Genomic DNA, 288 nt, shown 5'->3' with positions numbered 1-288 from the left:
GTCAACCACGACGCGGTCACGAAGGAAAGCGGCAAGAACACGGCGGTCGTCGTGTTCGTCGTGTCGATCGCCCTGACGATCGCGATGGCCCTCAAACTGTTCGGAGCATTCTAAGCAAATGGCAGCCAACAACCGAATCGGCTCGAAGCGCCTCGTCGTCGGCGCACACTACGGCCTGCGCGACTGGCTCGCGCAGCGCGTCACGGCCACGATCATGGCCGTCTACACGATCATCCTGCTGGTGCTGTTCTTCGGCGCGCACGACTTCTCGTACGAAGGCTGGGCGTC

Annotated in this window: 1 protein-coding gene and 1 pseudogene; both read left to right on the top strand. The window is 62.5% G+C overall.

All coding sequences use genetic code 11. The features are described 5' to 3' along the window. Positions 1-114 (top strand): annotated as a pseudogene (locus ACV22Z_RS35910) (succinate dehydrogenase, cytochrome b556 subunit); the annotation flags it as partial. Positions 115-118: 4 nt separating this feature from the next. Further along, the coding region (sdhD, locus tag ACV22Z_RS35905) for a succinate dehydrogenase, hydrophobic membrane anchor protein (RefSeq protein ID WP_448080966.1) at positions 119-288 on the top strand (170 nt) is incomplete at its 3' end.

Source organism: Burkholderia sp. PU8-34, assembly GCF_053427725.1.
Note: the sequence above shows the minus strand (reverse complement) of the source record. Positions and strands in the feature narration are given on the sequence as shown.